The organism is Leptolyngbya sp. KIOST-1, assembly GCF_000763385.1.
GTDB lineage: Bacteria > Cyanobacteriota > Cyanobacteriia > Phormidesmidales > Phormidesmidaceae > Nodosilinea.
This window is the reverse complement of sequence record NZ_JQFA01000002.1, coordinates 3,563,405-3,583,956: the sequence shown is the minus strand read 5'-3', so window position 1 is coordinate 3,583,956 and position 20,552 is coordinate 3,563,405. Positions and strand designations below refer to the sequence as shown.

Sequence of the window (20,552 nt, the reverse complement as noted above, 5' to 3'; positions counted from 1 at the left end):
TCCACCCCTACCGAATACCGCTGGCCTCAAGCCGTTTTTTAATACCGCCCATGTGAATGACCCGGCTGCTGATCTGGGCCTGTTTTTCGCCAATCAGCACATAGATACGACCGGAGAGCAGCTGGCGCACAAAGGGACGGCGGTAGACCAGAATGCCCTCTAACTGGGCGGTTTGATCTTCGGTATAGCCCATCTCCGCCAGGGCGGCATCCAGCTCGCGCTTGAAGGTTTTGCGGCTGCTGATGGGCAGTTCCAGGGTGGTACTGCGGTTAACCAGCGCCCCTGTCAGGCCTCCCACCGCTCCCAACAGGGTGCCGTAGAGATTGGGCAAGCCCGTATCCAGGCCAACGCCGAGGGTTTTGACCGCCAGCAGCGCCGTGACTACGGCTGTGCCCGCAAAGTAGTACAAGAACGTGAGGCCAAAACCAGGGCCAGAGGGCAGCGTGGGTTGATCGGACATGGGAGCATCTCGCAAAGGGGCGCTGGTATCTATCTTTTCATCAATCCTGACCCTTGGGAACGGTGGAGGCCTGGTAGGCTGATAGAGATTTTTGGGGCCTGGGTATGCTCGATCTGCTTCAGCTCAGCGGCAAACAGCGACAGTTTGTAGACCTCTTGCAGCAGCAGCAGACGGTGACAAGCCTGCGATCGCTCTGCGCCCAGACCGGTTTTGACGTCAACTTTATCAATGGCTTTTTGCGCAGCGGTGCCCTGGATGGCTACGTGCAGTGGCAGGAGCATAGCCAGCAACGGTGGGTGCTGACCGCCAAGGGAGAAGACTTGGGCGGCCTGCTGCCGGGGGTAGCCCTGGCCGATCGCCTGCTGGCGGGCATCCGCGATCGCGCCACCCTCCAAGCGGACCTGGGCCCGGCCTTCAGCCTCAACTACGGAGCCCTGCGGCGCGAGCAGGCGGTGGATCTGGTCGATGGCGATGGGGAAGGGGCGGTGGCGGTGCTGAAATCGTCGGTGCTGAGCGCCTATCAGCAGCGGCAGGGGGTATTTAAGGCGATCGCTTGCGGGGAAGTTCCCGCCGCCGGGGCGGCCTCCTCGCTGGAATGGCTCCAGCAGCAGGGCTACATCACCAGCCGAGTGGAGTCAGACTATAGCCTGACGGTGCTGCCCGCCCTGCAAGCCCTGGAACTGGGCAATGTGATCACGGCCCTGGGCAGCGAACTGATTCTGTCGGGGCAGTGGCGGGAGGTCGAGCTAAAACCCTACGACATTCACGCCGAAGTGCCCGACGTCGCCTACGGGCGGCCCACCATTCTGACCCAGTGCATTCAGCGCATTCGCGATATTTTTCTGAACATGGGCTTCAACGAAATGTCGGGCTACCTGGTGGAATCGGCCTTCTGGAACTTCGACGCCCTGTTTACCCCCCAGGATCACCCGGCCCGCGAGGTGCAGGATACGTTTTATCTGGCCCATCCCCAGACCCTACCGCTGCCGGAGGACCCCACCCTGGTGGCGCAGGTGAAGCAGGTGCACGAGGCCAACTACGGCGGCCAGTGGACCGAGGCCGAAGCCAGCCGGGCCATTCTGCGGGCTCACACCACCACCTCCACCGCCCGCCGTCTGCACCAGCTCCAGGGCAAAGACGGCAAGTACTTCTCCATTGACCGGGTGTTTCGCAACGAGACCGTAGACCGCACTCACCTGGCCGAGTTTCACCAGATCGAGGGCGTGGTGGTAGGGGAACTGCTGAGCGTGCGCACCCTGATGGGCTACCTCACCTACTTCTACGAGCGCCTGGGGTTTAAAAACCTCAAGTTTAAGCCCACCTACAACCCCTACACCGAGCCGTCCCTGGAGGTGTTTGCCTACCATCCCCCCAGCGATCGCTACCTGGAGGTGGGCAACTCGGGCCTGTTTCGCCAGGAGATGCTGGCCCCCCTGGGCGGTGGCGAAAAGTCCACGGTGGCATGGGGGCTGGGCCTGGAGCGGATCGCCATGCTGCTCTACGACGTGGAAAAGCTCTCGGACCTGATCGGCCCGGATATTCGTTTGTAGAAAACTGTATAGACAGCAATGACAAAAAATACCTGAATCGGAAAGTCAATCCGGATCAGGCAGCCGTTTCTTCGGGCAGATTTTCTAGGGAGCCGACCAGCACTTCTAACTCGAGGGTCAGCTGTTCAGCGGGTTCGGTCTCTGGCGCTGGCTCGGCCGCCGGTTCGGGCTTCGCTGCCTCTGAGTCATCGGCTTCGCGCTCTAGCCAGGGGGAGTCAAAGTGATGCCAGGGCAGCACGGGTTCGTTGGGCAGGCTTTCGGTGAGCACCGTAATATTGCTGACGTCTGGCTCGGGCAGGGCCACCCGTCGCTCTAGGGTTGTCTCTTGCTGTCCATCACTCATACTGGTTCCCGCTGAATGCGTTAAGCCCCCACGGTCAGGGGCTTTGAGGTTGGCTAGAGCGGCCCGAGGGACGACCCAGCCGCCACGTAAATTACCAGAATATGTACCAGCATAATAGCAGTTGTGCCCCAGATGGTGTAAGCCGCATATTTAAGGCTTTGGGAGGTGTCTTCGAGGCGCTGCTTGTTGGCGTTGTAGGTTTCTGACAGGTTAACCAGCATTTGCAGCTGGTAATCTTGCTCTGGCAGGGCCAGGTAGGTTTCTAAAAATTTGCGGTCCTCCAGGTTAGGGGTAACGGCCACCTGGCGGGGCAAAAACGCGCCCATCAGCAGCGAAAAACTGACCAAAAAGCCCAGAATTTCCGCCAGGCTAAACAGGCTACCGCTGACTAGCAGCCGCGAAATGCTGAGGCTGGTCAACAGCGCGCCATTGGCCACAAACAGAATGTTGAGCTTGGTGGTCAACAGCTGGCCCTGTTCACTCTGCTCGCGCAGCACCATCCGCACGTCCTGGGCGGCGAGGGCCAGCGTTGCCGGGGGAATGGGCGGGGGCTCCGGCGCGGGGTCTGCTACGGGCAAACTGAGCTGCACCTCGTCGACAGACGAGGCTGCATCTTCCCTAGCGGCGGGCGGTTCGACCGGAGCGGAGACCGAAACGGCGTTGACCATAATTACTGATGCAGTGAAAATCCCCTACCCCAATAGTAGTGAGGATTTCAGCGGATGGGCAGCCGATGGAATAAGGATTTGAGCCAGAATTGATGACAACGCCTAGGGGCTATCATCAATTAGCTGCCAAACGCCCAAAAATTAAGGGTTACAGCCCCTAGCCTGTCGTTTGGGTCGGGCGTGGCAAAGCTTGATATACCGAGCTTTCGACCACAATTGATGACACGCCCTAGGCTGGAGATCTGAGCAGACGGCGGTAGTGCTGCAGGTGCAGCTGCGCTGACTGTGCCCAGGTGTACTGGGTTAGAATGGTGCGGCTGCAGGCGACGAGCCTCTGCGCCAGGGCCGGGTTCAGGCTCTCTACCATCGCCTGGGCGATCGCTGCTGCCGAATTAGGATCCACCAGCAGCGCCTGGTCGGAGCTGAGAAATTCGGTAAAGGGCGGCTGATCGGCGGTGATCACGGGCAGGCCCGAGGCGATCGCCTCCAGCACCACCAGCCCCCAGCCTTCCTTGGTGGATGGGAAGCAAAATACGTCGGCGGCGCGGTAGAGAGCAGGCAGATCCCCATCGGGAATAACGCCCGGCAGCATGACCGATTTACCCAGAATTGGCCCCTGCTGCTGCTCTAGCCGGTTGGCCAGCCCCAGGAACTCCTGCCGGTAGGGCTCGTAGTCAAACAGGGTAGCTCCGCCCGCCATCACCAGCTGGGCCTGGGGATGGGTGGTCAGCACCTGGGCAAAGGCTGCTAGCAGGCGGAGAGAATTCTTGCGCGGTTCTATGCCCCCCACGGTGAGGAAAATGGGCGCCCCGGTTAGCCCGTAGCGGGCCTTGATGGCGGTCTCCTGGCCTGAGGGAGCGGGGGAAAACCGCCGCAGGTCAACACCATTGAGGACTCTGGGAGCGTCGATACCATAGTCGTGGCGGAGGGCAGCTTGCCAGCGATCGCTCACGCACAAACATAGATCAGGATCCCGAATTGAGCGATCCTGACACTGGTGCAGATAGGGACTGGGGTAATCTTCGACGTGGTGGACAGTGCGGACCAAATTGGTGGCGCGTCCCCGCTCCCGCAGCTGCACCAATGCGTTGGCTCCAATACAGTCCTGGGCGTGGTAGATATCGCAAACGATTGGATGGGCCAGAAAGTAATCGACAAACTCCCCAATCCGCTGACGAATCAGGGCGTCGATGGCGCGATCGGGACTCAGCCCACCGGGAGGCGGCTGGGCGGGAATTAGCTCAACCCTGGCCGCAATGTCTCGCTCAAAACCCTGCCCATCTTTGTCGAGGGCGTAGACACAGACATCGTGACCGAGCTGAGCCAGCGCCTGGGCCAGTTCCAGCGTGTGAACAACGCTGCCCCGCAGCTTGGTCGAGTAGGTAAGCAGGGCAATGGTGAGCGGTTGAGCCATGGGCGGAGGCAGAGTGAACCAGCCTCAGACAGCCCTGGGGCAGATCGCGAGACGACCTGAGGCGGTTGGTGAGACTTAGCGACCGACAGAACCGGGCAGTATCGGCTGTTCGACCGCCTGACGGTAGATCTCAGTCTCCTCGTTGAAGTCGATGGGCAGCACCGCCACCACGTTTTCGTGGGGGCGGGGAATGATCACCCAGGTTTCGAGAATGCCGCCGGGGGTGTTTTCGGCGGCTTCTACCCCGGCTGCCATGGCCGCCTTCACTTCGGAGACATCGCCTCGAATGTTGATGGCGAAGCGAGCACTACCGGCGCGAATATAGCCGATCAGCGTAACGCGCCCTGCTTTTACCATCGCATCTGCGGCGGCAAGCACCGGGGGAAACCCTCTGGTTTCAAGCGACCCGACGGCCTGTGGCATGGTTGTACTCCTGGGAAAGCTTTGTGGGTAAAAAATTCAACCTTAATTGTACGGGGCAGTGGTCGCGATCGCGCCGTGTCGATTTATTAAAGACTATGGGGGGGTCGTAATAGTAGAGCTTATACCCGGAAAGGTTCGGAGGCGGGGGTAAAGCCGATGGGCAGCACCGCGTCAATGTTGTCGGTGGGGTTGGGGATGATCACGTGGGTGGTGACTTCGGCCAGGTTGGGGCAGGCGTTAGCGGCGACCAGCCCCGCCGCGACGGCGCGCTTGACCTCGGCCACCAGACCGCGCACCACCACAAACTGTCGCCCACTTTCGGATCGATCCTGCACCGAAACGGTGACATTCCCAGCTTTGACCATGGCATCGGCGGCGGCTAGCACAGCCGGGAAGGTCTGGGTTTCAATGACGCCGACGGCAATGGCCATGGGGGATCCTCCTTAAAGTTGGCATAGCTGACCCTTGGGCAATGCCTTGGGGCCAACTATAACTTTATACCTTGATGCCGCTGGGTTCTCCGGCGGTGGCAATAATGCGATCGCAGCCCGATTCTGGCTTGGCCCAGTCGCAGTGACAGTCTTTGGGGTCGCCCCAGCACAGGCTGAGGTAGAGTTCGTCGCGGGTGGCGGCCAGCTCGGCCCATTCGCTGGCGGCAATGCGTTGTTCCACCTGCTCCAGGGTGACGGGCTGGGGCTGATTGCCGGCCATCCACAGCCGCAGGCCAGGAATCGACTCTCGCCAAAACCTCACCATGGCGGGGCGCGCCGCCACCAGTTCAGCCTTGTCGGCGGGGATCGCGATCAGCTGAGGGTGCAGTTCGGGCACGCGCAGGCTGCGGCCCGCAAACTGGCAGGTGTGCCAGACCAGCCCTGACACCCCGTGCTGGCGCTGGTAGTCGTGAATTTGGGCGCGAAAGTCTTGAATTGCAAATACTTTGCTCAGCTTCTCGGCCCCGATCGCTTTAGAAATGACCGGGTTGTCGAGGCGATCGGCAGAGGAGAGCACCACCCGCTCGCCCTTCCAGGTGGCGCGCAGTTCCTGATCGAGAAAGTCCAGGAGTTGTTCGGTGGTGTAACTCATGGGCCTATCTTATCAAGCCCAGTCAAGCAGTTTTGTGCCCAGCTATAGTTTCCCAAGTCGTTCTGTCAAAAGAGCATAGAGGCCCTCGGCATCGGCGGTTTCAACCACGGTAGCGTTGGCCGGGGTAGTCGGAGAAGGAAACGCATTGGCGACGGTGCGTCCCAGACACAGCGTGCCCTCCGTTTCCACCGCCAGCCGCATGGGTCGCCCGGTGAAGAGGTCGGGGCGCAGCAGGTAGGCGATCACGCAGGGGTCGTGCAGCGGGGGAGCGACCAGATTGTGGCGATCGCAGTCGATCTGGCCGTAGGGGCGCAGCAGGGCGGCGGCGGCTGTCCCCACCGGGGTACCCAGATGCTCCAGGGCCGCCAGGCGATCGGGGGTGGTGAGGACCTGGTGGGTGACATCCAGCCCCAGCATGGTCAGGGGCAGCCCCGCGTCTATCACAACCTTCGCCGCATGGGGATCGACATAGATATTGAACTCGGCGGCGGGGGTAATGTTGCCTGGGCCCAGGGCACCGCCCATCATCACCACTCGCTCGATGCCCTGGGCAATCTCAGGGCACTGAATTAGGGCCACCGCCAGGTTGGTCAACGGCCCCAGGGTGGCCAGGGTGATCGGGGTCGAGGCCGTCGTCAACTGCTCAATCAGAAAGGCAACGGCGTGCTGAGTCTGGAGCGGCAGGGTGGGCTCAGGCAACAGCCCTGGTCCCAGACCGGTGCTGCCATGAATATCTTCGGCGGTGACCAGCGATCGCAGCAGCGGCCGGGGGCAGCCCGCGTACACGGGGACATCCGGGCGCTGGGCTAGCTGACAAATGCGGCGAGCGTTTGCCGCCGTCAGCGCCAGGGGCACATTGCCCGCCACGGTAGTAATTCCAAACAGATCCAGTTCATCGGCAGAGGCCAGGGCCAGCAGCAGGGCGATCGCATCGTCAACCCCAGGATCGCAGTCAATAATTAACGGGCGGGAAGACATAGTCGTTACGGCAATCTCTACAGAGGGTGGCACAGGCGGCCCAACCGGGCCCAGGGGCACTGTCCTAAAATACATTAGGTATCGCTTAATGTCCCATTCAGGAGGCCGCCCCTTGTCTGCGTTTCGTCCTACGGCTCTTATCGTCTCTGGACTCAGTCTGCTGCTGGTGACGGGCTGTGCGGGCAGCGGCCTAGAACAGTCCCTCGAGGCCGATCCACAGCTGCAAGAACGGCCCGTGTTCGGGGACGACATTCCCGAAACGAACACTGCAGCCACCACCGATTCCGACGTGACGCCTCCCCCGGATCGCTCAGCCTCAGTCCCCACCACCGGCAACGCCCAGACGACCGGCGGCACTGGTGCTCTCCGCATCGCTCAGCTCCGCGAGGTGCCCGACGATCTGCGTCCCTTTGTGCAGGACTGGCTGGCCCTGGGCCTGGTTGAAGCCACCCAGCCTGCTAAGGTCAGCGACCCTGACGTTCAGGCTGGCTTTGAGCCCAACCAGCCCATTACTCGGAGCGAATTTGCCCAATGGCTGCTTGCGGCCAACAATGCGTTTTATCAGGATGTCCCAGCCCAGCGCATTCGCCCCGCCACCGCCAGCGCTAGCCCCATCTTTCAGGATGTACCGACGTCCCACCCCCACTTCACCGCCATTCAGGGGCTGGCCGAGGCAGGAATTATCCCCAGCGCCAAGACCGGCAATGCCACGGCGGTTACCTTTCGTCCCGACGCCCCGCTGACCCGCGAGACGCTGGTGCTATGGAAAGCTCCCCTGGACTCCCGCACAACGCTGCCCACCGCGACGACCGAAGCGGTCACCGCCGCCTGGGGCTTTCAGGATGCCGCTGCCATTGAACCCCTGGCACTGCGGGCCGTGCTGGCTGACCATCAGATCGGCGATTTTTCTAATATTCGTCGCGCCTTTGGCTACACCACACTGTTCCAGCCGCAGCAGAGCGTTACCCAGGCTGAAGCCGCCGCCGCCATTTGGCGATTTGGCAACCAAACCGAAGGTATTTCAGCTCAAGATCTGCTTAGACAGACATCCTCGCCGTCAGGTTCCCCAACTTCCGGACAATCCACAAACTCTCTTTAATCTCTTTGCAACCTTGCAGAGGTTGGCTCTTTCAAGCTGGGCTATAGATTGCCAGAACCGTCTGGTCTGTTCCGGCTCGGCACAGCCAGCTATGGCCCGATTGACTCACGACCTACTGCTGTGCGCCAACCAGCGATAGGCCCATGCCAATAAACGCCAGCACACCCGCCACAATCATAACGATGGCGGGCATGGCCTTGCGGGTTTGCATCCAGCGACGAATGAAGATGATCACCAGCGCGGCGGTTACGCCCATGGCCATACCGGCACCGCCAGCGGAACCGGCCTGCCACAGCCACGCTCCCACCAACAGCAGCGTGGCGCTGACCAGTCCACTAATTAAGGACACCTGGCTACGGGCCTGGGCGTAGCCAATCAGGCCACCGATCGCAGAGAGCGCGGCGTAGGCGATCGCGTACAGGGCTCCAGTAGGCATAGCCTTCTGACCACAAAAAGCTGCTTCAGTGGCTAGGTTTTTGCTGCTGCCCACGCCCTACAGCATTTCCTGCCACCAACCTCAAGCTGTATATGACTTTAGCTATAAATTACCGAGGACGGACTAGGGAATGCCGCTAACTGCTCTAAAGCCGCTGGCACTAGAATTTGTCCAAGAACAGTTATCAAAAATTTTCAATTTCGATCATAAAATATCTGTAAAGACCAGAAATATCCTTATGACTTGACCAAGTATTTATGATAGCTTCATCAATAATATAAAGTATTGCTAGGTCAACCTTTGACTATTCCTACTAGGAGCTTTTCAAAATCTCAAGCATTGGCAACAATTCAAATAATCAAGCTCTGGGTTAAACACTTGGCCTTTCCTGCGGTTAATCAGGGATAAAAACGTCATCGCTCTAAAAGTTTTATGCCCAGTGTAATAAGTCAATGGCCATAGTGCTGCCCGACATGGCCGCGATCGGTTGTTTCAGCTCAGTCATTATTCCACCCTATAATGTGGAACAGTTTTTCAACTACGCTTCAAAGGTCTGGGCCAGACAATCCTGCAGCCTGTAGAACTCCTAACCAAGCAGAGCGTTCCAAGGAATAAAATAAGGTCAAATTATTATGGTTGCCCAACATCGCCTAGTCTCTGATCACATCTACAAAGTTTTTGACGAGCCTGGTGTTTACATTTTCAAGGCAAGCTTTGAAGGGAAAGATGTTATGGCTAGGCTTGTAAATCATCTTAAACCAGGGGATTGGTGTTTCGAAAGCCTAATGTGGTTTTTCAACTGGGAAATTGCAAAAATTCGTTTCAGGAGGTGGAGAAGTCTGCATGCCATGGGGGTGAACTATATAGTCATGGCCAATTCTTTAGAAGAAGTTTGGCGCTGCAGAGCATTAGGTATTCCAGTACTATTAATGCCTCAAGGTCAGTTCATTAACGAGCAGGTTTTCACCTTAGCAAATGAGGATCGCGACTGTCGTTACGATGCATTCTATGCGGCTCAAGCTGTAGCCTTTAAACGATTACACCTAGCTGAGTACATTAAAAAACTTTATGTCTTAACTTACGCTTGTCCTGAAAACTCACTGGGTGAATATGACTTGAGGCAGTTTGAGCCTAAAGTTAAGCATGCAGATTGGAACAAACGCTATATATCCGACCTTCAGGAGATCACAAGCTTGATGCAAAAATCTCATTGCATCCTTGCTCTATCAAAAGTTGAAGGAGCCATGTGGGCTAGCTTAGAAGGCTTGCTCTGTGGCATTCCAGTAGTCAGCACCAGGTCTCAAGGGGGCAGAGCACGTTACTTTACTACGGAAAATTCCCGTATTGTCCCATCTAATCCCAAAGCCATTGCTCAAGCAGTGGAATATTATAAATACCATACTCCTGATCCTCAAAGAGTAAGAGATTCTGCCCTTGAAAAAATATTTATCGACAGAAAAAATACTTCAAAATATTTTGCATCAAAAGTTTTGCGGAAGCAGGGATGGAGCACCTGTCAAGTTGAACATCATCTTTTCCACTCAAAGACTGGCATAGGAAAATTCTTGCTAAAGGGACCTGATCAAGACAACTCTGCCTCAACGAATCATAATAGAAAGACAAGCGCTTGAGGAATAGTTTAGCCTTATCCAATATTTTTTGAAGATGCGCTTAACTCGGCACCTGCAAGGCTTGCCGCCAAAGATCTCTAACCCAAAGTTTTCTAATCGTCCTCACATTAGATTTGGTATTACCAGTTTTTGGCTCATGAAAACTCTCATATCAAACGAGTTCATTATCCTCTTAAAAATAAGGTTGCCATAATTTCATCAGACCACGCCTTACAGAGGACAAACGCTGCATTCCAAATTTTATATTTCTAAACACAAATAAGAGTTTTGCTAAGGATGAATATTAAGCAGCAAACTATTCGGGGGGTTGCCTGGTCGTTTCTTCAGAATTGGAGTAGCCAGATGGGTTCACTCCTCATATTTTTAGTCATGGCCAGATTGCTGGCTCCAGAATCGTTTGGTCTAGTTGCTTTAGCCAACTCTTTCTTAGCGTTTGTTAGCATTTCCATCAACCAGGGTTTAACTGCTGCCCTCGTCCAACGTCCTGATCTTGACTCCGAACATTTGGATTCGGCATTTTGGGCTCAAGTCTGCCTCGGGTTATTTTTCTCTCTTCTTGGCTTAGCTAGCGCTTCGACAATCGCTCTTATCTTCCAAGAACCGCTACTTAAATCAATTGTTCAAGCTTTTTCTATTTTGCCTTTTCTCGAATCTCTCAATATGGTTCACATTGCCATTTTGAGGAGGCAGATAGCATTTCAAAAAATTGCAACTAGAGTACTTATAGGTATTTTAGTCAGTGGTGTTGTAGGTGTTACGCTAGCCTTCCAAGGCTATGGCGTTTGGAGCTTGGTCGGACAGCAGATAACGTTTGAAGTAGTTGGAGTTGCAGCCTTTTGGAGCCTCAGCAGTTGGCGCCCCAAACTAAAGTTCTCTTTAGATCGCCTAAAAGAACTCTACAGCTTTGGAGCTCCTGCCTTATCGTCAAACATTTTAACCTATCTCAACCAAAATACAGATACTCTTTTAATTGGTTACTTCCTTGGAAGTATTTCTCTTGGTTATTATGCAGTAGCCTATAGGGTTTTTCAAGTATTAATTCAGCTTTTGGTTCAGACCCCAAACCAGGTTATATTCCCTGCACTTTCTCGCTTACAATCAGACACAGGAAGACTTGTTAACGCCTTTTACAAGGCCCTTCAGTTTTCAAGTCTAATTGCTTTCCCATTTTTTTTAGGGGTTGTCTCTCTAGCGGATGAACTCGTTTTAACTATTTTTGGAGAGCAGTGGTATCCGTCTATACCGATAATGCAAATTTTATCGGTAGGCGGCATGATTTACTTTATCATCCTGCTCAATCAATCTGTATTAATTGCGATAGGCCATCCATTCCAAAATGTAAAACTTGACATCCTAAATTCCACCTTAAATTTTATTTTCTGTTGGATGGCGGTGAAGTGGGGAGTTTTAGCAGTTGCCCTTGCTTATGTAGCCAGTGATTTTTTGGTCATTCCTGTCAGCATTTGGATGCTCAAAAAGTTTTTAAAAGTCACCTTCCTGGACTATTTAAATCGGTTAATGGCTCCGTTAGCTTACTCTATTGCAATGCTGGTGGTCATTGTTATGTTCAAAAGCTTCTTGTCAAGTTTGGTAGAATCCCATTGGGTTATAATTATCTCTACCATGCTGGGAGGTTTACTCTACATAGCAATGCTCTTTATATTTACGCGTCATCTTTTTTATGAACTATGGGGATTGAGGAAGTTGCTTATGTCCAGGCATGGAAAATCCTAGCTCCTAATTTTTCGCCTACAGTATTTTTTGCTTGTTAGCATCAACTCCCTTATTTTCAAATATGGAAATGGAAGCTGATGGTCGGCCTGTATCTAGCAGAGCATGCAGTTTCAGGGGTATACAGTCAGAGGTTACTGCTGCTGTTACCCAGAGAGCAGTGATTGGAGCTGTTCCCAATTTTCCAGACATTACTGCTGTCTATGCTTGGAAACGCTATTTGCCAGGTTACACAGTTGATTGATCTGCCGCAGCAACCCCTGCGGGCACACTCTGGAACCGTGGGGGGGTAGGCTGGGCTATAGCGATCGCATCTTTTTGGATTTGCATTCCCGGCGAGCACCTTCTTCTTCAACCATACATCGCTGACCATTGGCAATTTTATAGGGGTTGTGTAGGGCCTGCGGTTGCACCTCTAGCCGCCGCACTCTGGCGCTTTGACCACCAACCAGAAGGTGCAGCCATCACTATATTTCGGCTCAAGCTTTAGTGCAGACAGACATCCTCGCCGTCAGGTTCCCCAACTTCCAGACAATCCACAAACTCTCCTTAATGTTCTCTCAACCTGGCAGAGGTTGGCTCTTTAAAGCTGGGCTATAGATTGTCAGAACCGCCTGGTCTGTTCCGGCTCGGCACAGCCAGCTATGGCCCGATTGACTCACGACCTACTGCTGTGCGCCAACCAGCGATAGGCCCATGCCAATAAACGCTAGCACACCCGCCACAATCATAACGATGGCGGGCATGGCCTTGCGAGTTTCCATCCAGCGACGAATGAAGATGATCACCAGCGCGGCGGTTACGCCCATGGCCATACCGGCACCGCCAGCGGAACCGGCCTGCCACAGCCACGCCCTCACCAGCAGCAGCGTGGCGCTGACCAGTCCACTAACTAAGGACACCTGGCTACGGGCCTGGGCATAGCCAATCAGGCCACCGATCGCAGAGAGCGCGGCGTAGGCGATCGCGTACAGGGCTCCAGTAGGCATGGCAGATCTAAAGTCAGAATTATCCTCAGGCTAACCAGGTTTTGGTTGCGACACAACCCTAGCGGGAGAGTGGGCCTGAGGTGCCCATGGCAACTAACCCTTGTGGTTACTGGCACAATCATCCCAAGACTTTACCGAAGGCTACTGAGTTCGGCAGATTGATTTACGCAACCCGCGCACAAACAAAAACTACCCCTTTTAAGCATCCCCCTCAAGATAGATTTTGAGTAAAGTTTCAGCGGAGAAGCTATTGTAAAGGAATCGTAAAGATAAGGGAAATTTCATGATGCGGTTAAAACAGACATGTTAGTTTCCCTGATATATAGCGCTTTTTCGGGCCGAAAGACCTTGCTGAAGGGTGATTTGCAGATATTGTATTTAAGTCCTAAAAGTACTGAATCAGTTGCTGCGTTCTAGGAGCTTCTTCTATTGGGAAAGGTTTGGTGCACCAGTATCCTGCACTACCAACTCTTTTCCGTCAGGCATATAAGTATTTCTAGGAAGCGTAGATTCAATGAATTCCATGCCAGGTGATGCATCAGAACGGCTCAATATTTCTGTCATTATTCCTGTTTACAACGGTGGCGAGAGCTTCCGCCTCTGCCTCGACAGCCTGAAGCAGTCGAGCCGGTTGCCCGATGAGGTCATCGTGGTGGCCGATGGCGATACCGACGGCTCCTGGCAGGTGGCTAAGGAGTCTGGGGCAACGGTCTTTCGCTACGATTCAGCCGGAGGCCCTGCCCGTGCCCGAAACCAGGGGGCCAGACTAGCCCGAGGAGAAATCCTGTTTTTTATTGACGCAGATGTGACGGTCGGTTGCGACACTATTCTCGGCGTTGAAAAGGCGTTTCAGCAGGATATCAACCTGGCCGCGCTGATTGGCTCCTACGACGACCAGCCGGGGGCACCCAACTTTCTGTCCCAGTACAAAAATCTGTTTCACCACTACACCCACCAGATCTCCTCCGAAAAAGCGTCAACCTTCTGGGGAGCCTGCGGGGCTGTGCGAGCCGATGCCTTTAGAGCGGTGGGAGGGTTCGACGAGCGCTACCTGAAGCCCTGCGTGGAGGACATTGAGTTGGGCTATCGGCTCAGGCGGGCTGGATATACCATTCGCCTGTGCAAACATATTCAGGTCAAGCACCTGAAGTGCTGGCAGCCCGTTTCACTGCTACGGGCCGAGATTTTTTACCGAGCGCTACCCTGGACGGAGTTAATTCTTAGCCAGGGTCAACCGATGAATGATCTCAATCTAGACCGTACCAACAAGCTAAGCGTTGTGCTCAGCTGGCTGGCCTTGGGCTGCCTGGTGGGCGGATGGGTCAATCCTTTCCTGTGGATCGTTGCGATCGCCACCATGATCGGACTTTTGGTGGTTAACCAGCGGGTTTACCGCTTCTTTTGGCACAAGCGCGGGGCCTGGTTTGCCCTCCGGGTAATTCCCTGGCACTGGTTCTACTTTCTTTACGGCGGCGCAGCCTTTGCCTATGGCCTGGCAACTTACCAGTTCCGGCAGCTGTCTGCCTACGCAGATTAGTAGTCCGTCGTCTTTGCCCCCCTGGTTGTCACAATAGCTATCCTAATTCTGGAGTTGAATCAATGCAGTCATCCCCTGTAGTAATTATCGGTGGTGGGCCAGCGGGTCTGACCGCAGGCTACGAGCTGATGAAGCACGGCAAAAAATCAGTCGTATTGGAAAAAGCCGACAAAGTAGGCGGCATTTCCCGCACCGAAACCTACAAAGGTTACCGCTTTGATATTGGAGGGCACCGCTTCTTTACCAAGGTTGGTGAGGTGCAGGCCGTTTGGAAAGAAATTCTGGGGGACGATTTTATTCAAACCCCAAGGATGTCGCGCATCTATTACGACAACAAGTTCTACGACTACCCCCTTTCACTGATCAAAACGCTGAAAAATCTAGGCCCCGTCACCAGTGCTTTAATCTTATTTAGCTACCTGAAGGCCAAGGGGCATAAATATTTGAACCCTGATTTTGAGGCTGAAACCTTTGAAGAATGGGTAATCGATTGCTTTGGTGAGCGGCTCTACCGGATCTTCTTTAAGACCTACACCGAAAAGGTTTGGGGCATTCCCTGCAGCCAAATTCGAGCGGACTGGGCGGCTCAGCGCATTCAGAACATGTCGCTGAAGCAGGCGGTGATCAACGCTGTATTTGGCAGTCAAAATGCCAAAAGCCTGATTAAAAAGTTTGACTACCCCCGGCTTGGCCCTGGCATGATGTGGGAGCGCTGCCAGGAATTGCTCGATCGCCATGGTTCCCCGGTGCATCTTGACACCGAGGTTGTGCGGGTTGAGCGCGAGGGTAAGCGCATTACCAAGATTGTCGCCCAAAAAGACGGCAAAACCTTCGACCTGGTGGGGGAGCACTTCATCAACTCGATGCCCATTTCGCTGCTGGTTCATCGCCTCGATCCAATGCCGCCCGAGGAGGTGCTGGCCGCCGCCCGAGGGCTCAAGTACCGCGACTTTTTAATCGTGTCGCTGATTATCGATCAGCCCGATCTCTTCCCTGATAACTGGCTGTACATCCACAGCCCTGAATTTAAAGTGGGGCGAATTCAAAACTTCAAGAACTGGAGCCCGGAAATGGTGCCTGACCCCAGCAAAACCTGCTTGGGCATGGAGTATTTTTGCAGTCAGGGGGATGAGCTGTGGGAAATGTCCGACGAAAAGCTAATTGCCCTGGCCTCCGGTGAGATTGCCCGTCTGGGTCTGGGTGTAGCCCTCAGCGATGTGGAGGACGGCTGCGTGATTCGCCAGTTTAAGGCCTACCCGGTGTACGACGGTGAGTACCGTCAGCATCTCAAGGTGCTGGAGGACTACATCCGTGGGTTTGAAAACCTGCAAACCGTGGGTCGCAATGGCATGCACCGCTATAACAACCAGGACCACTCCATGCTGTCCGCCCTGCTGGCGGCCCGCAACATCGTCGGCGAAAACCACGACATTTGGAACATTAATGTCGAGCGCTCATACCACGAGAACTTTACTGACCAGGAGTGGTCAAAGCTGAAGCAGGGTGCCGAGCTGGTTACCGCCGGGCGATCGCTGTCCCAGGCGGCCTAGGCAACCAAAAGGACGCGCTATGCACCGCTCTGACGCTCCCTTTGTATCGGTGATTATCCCCGTCTTCAACGACGGGGAGCGGCTGCAGCAGTGTTTAGCCGCCCTAGCCCAGCAAACCTACCCGCGATCGCGGTTTGAAATCATCGTGGTCGACAATGGCTCTGACGACCTGGCGGGGCTCAAGACCCTGGTCACCGCCTACGACAACGCCACCCTGGTGGTCGAAACCAGACCCGGCTCCTACGCTGCCCGCAACCGGGGCCTGGCGGTGGCCAAGGGAGAGGTGATTGCCTTTACCGATGCCGACTGTGTTCCTGCAGTCGACTGGCTGGAGCGGGGCGTAGCCAGACTAAGTCAGGATCCTAACTGTGGACTGGTTGTAGGGCGGATCAACTTATTTTTTGCCGACCCCCAGCATCCTACGGCAGTGGAGCTTTTTGAGAGCCTGACGGCCTTTCCCCAGGAGCAGCTTTTGCGTGACCATCACGGCGGGGCCACCGCCAACGCTATCACCTGGCGACGGGTGATTGACCAGGTGGGACCTTTCGACATGCAGCTGAAGTCAAACGGCGACCTGGAGTGGGGACAACGGGTATTCGAAGCCGGATTTCAGCAGGTCTACGCCGATGAAGTTCAGGTAGATCATCCGGCACGGCGATTGTTGAGGGAACTATATCAGCGCACGGTACGACTAGCAGGTGGCTACTACGAGGTGCAGCTCAAACAGGCTAAGTCTCTTGGTCAGCGCCAGCGTATGTTTGTGCAAGCGTTGCTAAAAAACTTGGTGCCGCCGGTCTTTTTTGTGGTCAATGCCTTTGGCGATGGGCGGCTAAAAAACCTGAATCAAAAACTTAAGGTTTCACTAGTGATGGTGATGGTGCGCTACATCAGCGCCTGGGAAGTAGTGAGACTTAAACTGGGCAGGACTTCGAGTCGAGTATAAGAGATCGAAGCTTGAGCTGACAGCCCTTTACCTCAATGTAAAAACAATTCCAGAGCGACGTGAAAATTGACAACTTTCAAGAGATATAGGAGATAGCCATAATGGCCACACAATTAGAACACGGTGTAAAACTACCCAGCTTTTCTATTGTTGTTGAGACCGAAAACTTGTCTACTGCCGAAATTGATGGATTGTCCCAGTGTCTGGACACGTTAGCCGCTCAAGATTTATCGCCCGATCAGGCCAATGAGGTTTTGATTCTTGAAAGTGGTGATGTGCCTGAAGAGGTCATGCAGCAGCTATGCGCTCGGTATACTTGGCTGAAGGTCAGAAAGATTGAGGCTGGTACTAATTACTACGAGGCCAAGATGAAAGGGTTTTCGTTAGTGACAGGAGAAATATTAGTTCTGTGTGACTCAGATTGCCAGTATGAATCCTCCTGGTTGCGTAGCCTTTTGACACCCTTTGCCCTCGACCCTGAGATCCAGGTTGTAGCTGGCGAAACATCTCTTGCAGCTTCCAGTGCCTACGACATAGGCATTGCAATAACCTATATTTTCCCTAGGTTTTCTCGCAAAAGGGAACTGGATTGCTCCGCCAACTACTTTTGCAACAACGTTGCTTTTAGACAAAAGTTTTTGTTGAGTCACCCGATTCCCTGCGATCTTCCTATCTATCGAGGAAACTGCGTAGTCCATGCCCACTCATTAGCGAACAAAGGCTACCAGATTTGGCAACAACCTTCAGCTCGGGCTGTTCATGCAGCACCGAATGGACTCTCCCACTTTTTCTGGCGGTTTCTACTGCTCGGTTACGATGCTCTGGCTGTGGCCAGAATGACTGGAAACCCAGAGCAAAAGGATCAGCTAGTAGCCAATCCTCTGTTTGACCTAGTGGCCTGCGTCGGCATTACGGTCAGGAAAACCAGGGAAGTCTTGCAACGCACCTACCGGCTGATCGTAGAGGATCCTAAACGGTTAGTCTCCCTGCCCCTTGCCCTTCCTGTGGTGCTGGCATCCTACGGGCTATTTCTAGTCGGGTTGGGAATTGGCTTTGTTCGTCCTCGGCTGCTGCTGAATGACGACATTCTCGAAAAATATTTTGAGGCCTAGGCCAACCGATAGTACGACTGTTTTTACCCGTCTATCTATCGTCGAGGGTCCGATCGGATGTATTCAATGTGGCTAACCGTATGTCTCCCGCAGTTTCCCATACAAAACGACAACTGGTTAGTGGAACCATCCAGATTTTCTTGGCCGAAGCTCTGCTTTTGCCAACTGGAATTATTACTTCGGGCTTTCTGACACGCAATCTAGGCCCAGAGGGGTACGGACTGTTTACGCTGGTTGCATCATTGATGTCCTGGATTGGCTGGACAGTGACCTCTGCCTTTACCCGAACGACGATTAAGTTTGTGGGAGAGGCAGAGGATTGGCGGCCGATTGGAACAAAGGTGCTGCAACTACATCTCTTGGCGGGCTGCGGGTTTACTACACTGATTTGGCTGCTGGCCGACCCGATCGCGGCATTTTTGAATGAACCCGCCACTGCCAACTACCTCAGGCTATTTTCCCTAGACATTCCCCTGTTTTGCCTAGGCTATGTACACCGCAGTATTTTAGTGGGCACAGGCGGGTTTACGCAGCGGGCTATCACCACAGCCGGACGTTGGATTGCACGTCTGCTGCTGATTGTAGCTCTGGTAGCGATGGGGCTCTCAATTGAAGGGGCAATTCTGGGCAGCCTGGGTGCATCTCTGGTGGAGCTACTGCTGAGCAGATTCTACATTCGCCCCACCCTGTTTAGCCCATCCTCCTTTCCCATCGGAAAACTGTGGGGATATGCCGTGCCACTGTTCATGCTTTCCATGAGCCTGCGCTTGTACGAGAAGCTAGATTTGTTTGCACTCCAAATTTTTGGTGGCACGGCGGCTCAAGTTGGGTTTTATGGCGCTGCTCAAAATCTGGCGTTGATCCCCGGAATGTTTACGCTGGCCTTTTCGCCACTGTTGCTGTCGACCCTGACTCGTACCCTGTTTAAAGAAGATTTGGCTGCGGCCAAAAATATGAGTCGGGAGGCGATGAGAGCAATCTTGCTGATGATTCCTTTTGCCAGCTTAATGGCAGGATCTGCTACTCAAATTGTCACGCTGATCTTTGGCAACACGTTTTTAGAAACAGCATCCTTTTTGTCGGTACTCATCTTTGGGGCTATTTCATTAGCCATGATTTCGGTGACCACCTCAATTCTTACGGCGGCTGGAAAACCAAACTGGACCTTTGCCCTGGTCGGGCCTCTGGTCCCGATCGCGATCGTAGGGCACTGGGTACTTATTCCGCGTATTGGTTCAATTGGGGCCGCTTGGGTATCGAGTGCTGTAGCTACTCTGGGTGCATTGGCTACGGTCTATGCTGTTTATGTTTACTGGAAAATTATCCCCAGTTTCAGTACATTGCTTCGCAGCGTTGGCCTGAGCCTCATTTTTTATACTTTGGCATCTAGCTGGTCCTCTGAGGGAATTCTACTGCTGCTTCAGCTTTCGGTATTAGCTGCCCTCATTCCCCTTGGCTTTCTTACCTTGGGCGAGTTTAATTCCCATGAATTAGGCATTGCCCAAAGGAAATTCTCTGCTGTGGCTGAATTTATTTTTGGTAGAGGATGGTCAAATTGATCTCCCAGGCCGCTTATTTCTGTCCACGATAGACAACTCGTTTACCGCTATGCTCGGCATTGTTCTCTGGCTAAAGCGAAAAGTGAAACAGTTATGATGGTTTAGCTCCATGGAAAACTCGATGAAAAACTCTTTGCTCTTCTCGATCGTGATTCCCACCTATAATCGGCCTGATCGCCTATCGAGCTGTCTGCAAAGCTTGGCCGAGCTAAGCTATCCCCGCGATCGCTTCGAGGTAATCGTGGTAGACGACGGCAGCAGCCCGCCCATCGCCCCGGTGGCAGAGCCCTTCAAGTTGACCCTCAACCTCACCCTGCTGCGTCAAAACAACAGCGGCCCCGCCTGCGCTCGCAACACCGGGGCAGCCCAGGCCCAGGGGCAGTACCTGGTGTTTACCGACGACGACTGCCAGCCCTACCCCGACTGGCTCACGGCCCTAGAGGCCGCGCTGCAGCCGCAGCCCAAGGCGCTGGTGGGCGGCTACACCGTGAACGCCCTGCCTGAAAACCTGTTTTCAACCGCTAGCCAGCTCCTAATCGACTACCTGTACGACTACTACAACAGTCGCCACCAGCCCAGCTTTTTTGCCTCCAACAACTTTGCGATGGCGACCGAGCAGTTCCGCCAGAGCGGCGGGTTCGACACTTCCTTTCCGCTGGCGGCGGGGGAAGACCGCGAATTTTGCGATCGCTGGCTCCAGCTGGGCCTCCCCCTGGTCTATGCACCGACGGCCAAGGTCAGACATACCCACCACCTGTCGCTGCGGCGATTTTGGCGGCAGCACTTTAACTACGGGCGCGGGGCCTACTGCTTTCACCAGGTCAGGTCTCGTCGGATTGATGAGCAGGTCAAGGTGGAGCCGCTGCGGTTTTACTGGCAGCTGCTGATCTACCCGCTTACGCGTCAACCTCAAATTCAGGCGGTGGCGTTGTCGGGGCTGCTATTTTTGTCCCAGGTAGCCAACGTGGCGGGCTTTTTCTGGGAGCGCAGCCAGCAGAAAGCCACTCCCTCAACCTCAACCGCTTCCTGCTAGTCCTAGTTCACTG

General features: G+C 54.5%; 20 protein-coding genes. 10 read left to right on the top strand and 10 right to left on the bottom strand.

Translation table 11 applies throughout. The annotated features are described in order from the left end of the window. Window positions 1–7: 7 nt before the first annotated feature. On the bottom strand, window positions 8–460 hold the full coding sequence (locus NF78_RS15850; RefSeq protein WP_035987815.1) for a hypothetical protein: 453 nt from the start codon (window positions 458–460) through the stop codon (window positions 8–10). A 104-nt stretch (window positions 461–564) separates the two neighbouring features. Between NF78_RS15850 and NF78_RS15845 the strand changes: the two genes are divergently transcribed. Next, window positions 565–2,010 (top strand): phenylalanine--tRNA ligase subunit alpha, encoded by a 1,446-nt coding sequence (locus tag NF78_RS15845; RefSeq protein ID WP_035987814.1) that lies wholly within the window; start codon window positions 565–567, stop codon window positions 2,008–2,010. A gap of 55 nt (window positions 2,011–2,065) precedes the next feature. Here NF78_RS15845 and NF78_RS15840 read toward each other — a convergent pair whose 3' ends face one another. The 7 genes from NF78_RS15840 to NF78_RS15810 form a co-directional block, all read right to left on the bottom strand. After that, window positions 2,066–2,353, bottom strand: a complete 288-nt coding sequence (locus NF78_RS15840) for a hypothetical protein (protein WP_035987813.1) — start codon at window positions 2,351–2,353, stop codon at window positions 2,066–2,068. Window positions 2,354–2,406: 53 nt separating this feature from the next. Next, window positions 2,407–3,021, bottom strand: a complete 615-nt coding sequence (locus NF78_RS15835) for a hypothetical protein (protein ID WP_035987812.1) — start codon at window positions 3,019–3,021, stop codon at window positions 2,407–2,409. Window positions 3,022–3,250: 229 nt separating this feature from the next. Beyond that, complete coding sequence (locus tag NF78_RS15830; protein ID WP_035987811.1) at window positions 3,251–4,435, bottom strand: MSMEG_0565 family glycosyltransferase; 1,185 nt, start codon at window positions 4,433–4,435, stop codon at window positions 3,251–3,253. 75 nt (window positions 4,436–4,510) lie between these two features. Continuing rightward, window positions 4,511–4,858, bottom strand: coding sequence for a carbon dioxide-concentrating mechanism protein CcmK (locus NF78_RS15825; RefSeq protein WP_035987810.1), 348 nt, complete (start codon window positions 4,856–4,858; stop codon window positions 4,511–4,513). Window positions 4,859–4,977: 119 nt separating this feature from the next. After that, entirely contained in the window at window positions 4,978–5,289 is a 312-nt protein-coding gene (locus tag NF78_RS15820) for a BMC domain-containing protein (RefSeq protein ID WP_035987809.1), read from the bottom strand. 64 nt (window positions 5,290–5,353) lie between these two features. Continuing rightward, entirely contained in the window at window positions 5,354–5,941 is a 588-nt protein-coding gene (locus NF78_RS15815; protein ID WP_035987808.1) for a hypothetical protein, read from the bottom strand. Between the two features lie 42 nt (window positions 5,942–5,983). Further along, window positions 5,984–6,919, bottom strand: coding sequence for a nucleoside hydrolase (locus NF78_RS15810; RefSeq protein WP_035987806.1), 936 nt, complete (start codon window positions 6,917–6,919; stop codon window positions 5,984–5,986). Between the two features lie 112 nt (window positions 6,920–7,031). On the opposite strand from NF78_RS15810, the gene NF78_RS15805 reads away from it, so the two are divergent. Continuing rightward, window positions 7,032–8,018 (top strand): S-layer homology domain-containing protein, encoded by a 987-nt coding sequence (locus NF78_RS15805; RefSeq protein WP_225885309.1) that lies wholly within the window; start codon window positions 7,032–7,034, stop codon window positions 8,016–8,018. Window positions 8,019–8,130: 112 nt separating this feature from the next. Here NF78_RS15805 and NF78_RS15800 read toward each other — a convergent pair whose 3' ends face one another. Then, complete coding sequence (locus tag NF78_RS15800) at window positions 8,131–8,454, bottom strand: TMEM14 family protein (protein WP_035989961.1); 324 nt, start codon at window positions 8,452–8,454, stop codon at window positions 8,131–8,133. A 632-nt stretch (window positions 8,455–9,086) separates the two neighbouring features. Between NF78_RS15800 and NF78_RS31225 the strand changes: the two genes are divergently transcribed. Together NF78_RS31225 and NF78_RS15795 are read left to right on the top strand one after the other, a co-directional pair. After that, window positions 9,087–10,085, top strand: a complete 999-nt coding sequence (locus NF78_RS31225) for a glycosyltransferase family 4 protein (RefSeq protein WP_072016093.1) — start codon at window positions 9,087–9,089, stop codon at window positions 10,083–10,085. Window positions 10,086–10,361: 276 nt separating this feature from the next. Then, window positions 10,362–11,819, top strand: a complete 1,458-nt coding sequence (locus tag NF78_RS15795) for a lipopolysaccharide biosynthesis protein (RefSeq protein WP_035987804.1) — start codon at window positions 10,362–10,364, stop codon at window positions 11,817–11,819. Between the two features lie 662 nt (window positions 11,820–12,481). On the opposite strand, the gene NF78_RS15790 is transcribed toward NF78_RS15795, so the two are convergent. Next, window positions 12,482–12,805: a TMEM14 family protein gene (locus tag NF78_RS15790; protein ID WP_035987803.1), complete on the bottom strand. Its 324-nt coding sequence runs from the start codon at window positions 12,803–12,805 to the stop codon at window positions 12,482–12,484. A 514-nt stretch (window positions 12,806–13,319) separates the two neighbouring features. Between NF78_RS15790 and NF78_RS15785 the strand changes: the two genes are divergently transcribed. The 6 genes from NF78_RS15785 to NF78_RS15760 all read left to right on the top strand — a co-directional run bounded on the left by NF78_RS15785 (window position 13,320) and on the right by NF78_RS15760 (window position 20,539). Further along, the gene (locus NF78_RS15785) at window positions 13,320–14,342 is read left to right on the top strand and encodes a glycosyltransferase family 2 protein (RefSeq protein WP_081972654.1); all 1,023 of its coding nucleotides are present in this window, start codon (window positions 13,320–13,322) and stop codon (window positions 14,340–14,342) included. 62 nt (window positions 14,343–14,404) lie between these two features. Then, window positions 14,405–15,892 carry an NAD(P)/FAD-dependent oxidoreductase gene (locus NF78_RS15780; protein ID WP_035987799.1) on the top strand — a complete coding sequence of 496 codons (1,488 nt, stop codon included), beginning with the start codon at window positions 14,405–14,407 and terminating at the stop codon, window positions 15,890–15,892. A 19-nt stretch (window positions 15,893–15,911) separates the two neighbouring features. Then, window positions 15,912–16,835: a glycosyltransferase gene (locus NF78_RS15775; protein WP_035987798.1), complete on the top strand. Its 924-nt coding sequence runs from the start codon at window positions 15,912–15,914 to the stop codon at window positions 16,833–16,835. Window positions 16,836–16,936: 101 nt separating this feature from the next. Next, window positions 16,937–17,947, top strand: coding sequence for a glycosyltransferase (locus NF78_RS15770; RefSeq protein WP_035987797.1), 1,011 nt, complete (start codon window positions 16,937–16,939; stop codon window positions 17,945–17,947). 80 nt (window positions 17,948–18,027) lie between these two features. Beyond that, entirely contained in the window at window positions 18,028–19,506 is a 1,479-nt protein-coding gene (locus tag NF78_RS15765; RefSeq protein ID WP_052050541.1) for an oligosaccharide flippase family protein, read from the top strand. 121 nt (window positions 19,507–19,627) lie between these two features. Further along, window positions 19,628–20,539 carry a glycosyltransferase family 2 protein gene (locus NF78_RS15760; RefSeq protein ID WP_035989954.1) on the top strand — a complete coding sequence of 304 codons (912 nt, stop codon included), beginning with the start codon at window positions 19,628–19,630 and terminating at the stop codon, window positions 20,537–20,539. Window positions 20,540–20,552 lie beyond the last annotated feature (13 nt).

Bases quoted from the DNA above. Each gene is read 5' to 3' on its own strand.
- NF78_RS15830 (WP_035987811.1), bottom strand. From the start codon at position 4,435: ATGGCTCAACCGCTCACCATTGCCCTGCTTACCTACTCGACCAAGCTG.
- NF78_RS15790 (WP_035987803.1), bottom strand. From the start codon at position 12,805: ATGCCTACTGGAGCCCTGTACGCGATCGCCTACGCCGCGCTCTCTGCG.
- NF78_RS15850 (WP_035987815.1), bottom strand. From the start codon at position 460: ATGTCCGATCAACCCACGCTGCCCTCTGGCCCTGGTTTTGGCCTCACG.
- NF78_RS31225 (WP_072016093.1), top strand. From the start codon at position 9,087: ATGGTTGCCCAACATCGCCTAGTCTCTGATCACATCTACAAAGTTTTT.
- NF78_RS15815 (WP_035987808.1), bottom strand. From the start codon at position 5,941: ATGAGTTACACCACCGAACAACTCCTGGACTTTCTCGATCAGGAACTG.
- NF78_RS15810 (WP_035987806.1), bottom strand. From the start codon at position 6,919: ATGTCTTCCCGCCCGTTAATTATTGACTGCGATCCTGGGGTTGACGAT.
- NF78_RS15785 (WP_081972654.1), top strand. From the start codon at position 13,320: ATGAATTCCATGCCAGGTGATGCATCAGAACGGCTCAATATTTCTGTC.
- NF78_RS15820 (WP_035987809.1), bottom strand. From the start codon at position 5,289: ATGGCCATTGCCGTCGGCGTCATTGAAACCCAGACCTTCCCGGCTGTG.
- NF78_RS15780 (WP_035987799.1), top strand. From the start codon at position 14,405: ATGCAGTCATCCCCTGTAGTAATTATCGGTGGTGGGCCAGCGGGTCTG.
- NF78_RS15840 (WP_035987813.1), bottom strand. From the start codon at position 2,353: ATGAGTGATGGACAGCAAGAGACAACCCTAGAGCGACGGGTGGCCCTG.
- NF78_RS15825 (WP_035987810.1), bottom strand. From the start codon at position 4,858: ATGCCACAGGCCGTCGGGTCGCTTGAAACCAGAGGGTTTCCCCCGGTG.
- NF78_RS15760 (WP_035989954.1), top strand. From the start codon at position 19,628: ATGAAAAACTCTTTGCTCTTCTCGATCGTGATTCCCACCTATAATCGG.
- NF78_RS15835 (WP_035987812.1), bottom strand. From the start codon at position 3,021: ATGGTCAACGCCGTTTCGGTCTCCGCTCCGGTCGAACCGCCCGCCGCT.
- NF78_RS15795 (WP_035987804.1), top strand. From the start codon at position 10,362: ATGAATATTAAGCAGCAAACTATTCGGGGGGTTGCCTGGTCGTTTCTT.
- NF78_RS15800 (WP_035989961.1), bottom strand. From the start codon at position 8,454: ATGCCTACTGGAGCCCTGTACGCGATCGCCTACGCCGCGCTCTCTGCG.
- NF78_RS15765 (WP_052050541.1), top strand. From the start codon at position 18,028: ATGTCTCCCGCAGTTTCCCATACAAAACGACAACTGGTTAGTGGAACC.
- NF78_RS15845 (WP_035987814.1), top strand. From the start codon at position 565: ATGCTCGATCTGCTTCAGCTCAGCGGCAAACAGCGACAGTTTGTAGAC.
- NF78_RS15770 (WP_035987797.1), top strand. From the start codon at position 16,937: ATGGCCACACAATTAGAACACGGTGTAAAACTACCCAGCTTTTCTATT.
- NF78_RS15775 (WP_035987798.1), top strand. From the start codon at position 15,912: ATGCACCGCTCTGACGCTCCCTTTGTATCGGTGATTATCCCCGTCTTC.